Raw genomic sequence first — 2563 nt, forward strand, 5'->3', positions numbered from 1 at the left:
ATAAAATAATTAAATACCCTGATTTTAATATCAAGCAAGGTGATAAGGTTGCATTAGTTGGTCCTAGTGGAGTTGGAAAAACCACTTTAATTAATATTCTATCAGGTGAACTTTCAGATTACAGTGGAGAGTTCACGTTAAATGGTCAAGAAATTAAAGATATTAGTTTGAATTCGTTACATCACTTGATAGGGATTGTGCCACAGCATAGTCACTTGTTTAGGACTACAATTGCTGAAAATGTTTTGTTATTTGACGAAACGTTGGAAGATAAGTTGCCTGATGCTTTGAATGAAGTGAACTTATCTGCTGTCGTAGGTAATTTACAGCATGGTATAGATACTGTAGTGGGTCCCAATGATGAAAAATTATCCGGTGGCGAATTGCAAAGAATTTCATTGGCTCGTGCATTAATTCGTAACAAAGAATTTTTGATTATAGATGAAGGAACTTCTGCTTTGGATGAAAGCAATGCTAGAGACATTGTGAGACGGTTGCTGAATAAAAAGAGTATTACTTTGTTAATGATCACACATACCAGTGATCGGAAGTTATTGAGTGAGTTTGATCAAATTATTCAATTGAGCTAAAAACAGATAATATCGATGTGGGTGTAAGTTCCAGCTATAAAGTTAAAATAAAATTAAAAAATATGTTGACTTCTCATTTTATCTCGCTATAATAAGTTTATTAAATCAAAGGGAGATGAAGTCACATGCAATGTACACATAAATTAGTTAACTTGATCAATTTAGTCATTATTAGCTTAATTATTAAAGTGCACGGTGCTGTGACTTTAACCTTTTAGCTAATAACTTTTTAGTGAACCAAAAAGAGGATAAAAAAGTTACCCATCGTGCTTTCGAAGGAAAGATGCGGTGGGTATTTTTTTATCCTCTTTTAATTTGCTTTAGGCATTTCAAAATACTTTTTTAAGGGGATGTGAGTATGAAAAATAAGTGGAAAAAGCTAGGCACGGCGACACTTCTTTTATCAGTATTATTGGCAGGTTGCGGGAGCGCAAAGAGTTCCGAAGCCAAACATCAGAGTTTTAGTGTTATGGAGCAATCGGACTTAACAACTATTGATGGCTCAAAAGCAATCGATTTAACTTCTTTCAATATGATTAATAATACTGAAGAAGGTTTGTATCGAGTTGCGAAAGGTAACAAGGTCGTTGCAGGATTAGCAGAAAAAGTTGTCAAACCCACAAACAATGGGAAAACATACACATTCACACTCCGAAAAGGTTTGAAATGGAGTAACGGGGATGCTTTAACTGCAAAAGATTTTGTTTATTCTTGGCGACGAACGGCCGATCCTGATACGAAGGCTGGATATGCCTACATCATGGAAAACGTGAAGAATGCGTCAGCAATTTCAGCTGGCAAGATGAAGCCAAGCAAACTGGGCATTAAGGCGATTGGCAAACGAACTGTCCAAGTTACGTTAACCCAAGCTACACCATACTTTAAGTACTTAATGGCATTTGGGACATTCTTCCCACAGGATCAAAAGGCTGTTGAAAAGTATGGCACTAAATACGGTACTTCCAGCAAGTACATGGTTTACAGTGGTCCGTTTAAGATGGTCGGCTGGAACGGAACTAACATGAGTTGGAAACTTGTCAAGAACACGCAGTACTGGGATAAAAAGAACGTTGCTGTAAGCAAAATCCCCGTTAAAGTGGTTAAAGATCCGAACACTGCTTTGAACCTGTATCAAGCTGGCAAACTGTCTGATGCATTGCTTTCTGGTGAACAAGCTAGCCAAGAAAAAACTAATAAAGCGTTTGTGAAGTATGAACAGGGTCAAACTGCTTACTTGGCGATGAGTTTCAAGAAAGGCAAAGCAACTGCCAATGTTAATGTCCGTAAGGCTGTTTCGTTAGTAATCAACCGAAAGACTTTGACTTCAAAAGTTTTGGCAGATGGATCGACACCAGCAACCGGCTTTATGCCAACCAGTTTTGTGAAGAATCCCAAGACTGGTACAGACTTTACCAAGGATGCCAGCGTTTCAGAGGCTGTGGAACACAACGTTGCCAAAGCCAAGAAGTACTGGGCAAAGGGTCTCAAACAGACCGGAAAATCTAAAGTTAACTTTGAATTAGTGGTTAGTGACGACGATTCACAAAAGAAAGTTGCTGAAGCCGTTCAAAGCGCAGTTGAGCAAAGCTTGCCAGGTGCGACAGTTACAGTGCGTTCCTTGCCTGCCAAGGGCGCACAGAGTGCAGAGCTTAGCGGTAAATTTGATATGGCCGTTGTTCGTTGGATCGGTGATTACACAGACCCATTGACCTTTGCACAGCTTGAAACAACTGGCAACACATATAACTATGGTGGTTTCTCAAGCAAGACATATGACAAACTCGTTGCAGCAACTAATGGAAAAGATGCAAATAACGAACAGAAACGTTACGAAGACTTCGTTAAGGCAGAAAAACTCCTGATGCAGCAAGAAGCCGTTGTCCCACTTTATCAAGCTGTTCAAACTCAGCTTGTAAACACCAAAGTTAAAGGAATTGTCTACCATCCAACTGGTGCTCCTTATGATTATAAGG

At 39.1% G+C, this 2563-nt stretch carries 2 protein-coding genes; both read left to right on the forward strand.

Annotated elements, in window-relative coordinates; genetic code table 11:
* On the forward strand, positions 1-590 hold a 590-nt coding region (locus PPA04_RS09355; RefSeq protein WP_147206815.1), incomplete at its 5' end, for an ATP-binding cassette domain-containing protein.
* Positions 591-948: 358 nt separating this feature from the next.
* Positions 949-2563 (forward strand): peptide ABC transporter substrate-binding protein (locus tag PPA04_RS09360; protein WP_147206816.1); only part of this gene is annotated, 1615 nt, incomplete at its 3' end.

The sequence above is a fragment of the Pediococcus parvulus genome, assembly GCF_007990205.1.
Classification (GTDB): Bacteria; Bacillota; Bacilli; order Lactobacillales; family Lactobacillaceae; genus Pediococcus; species Pediococcus parvulus.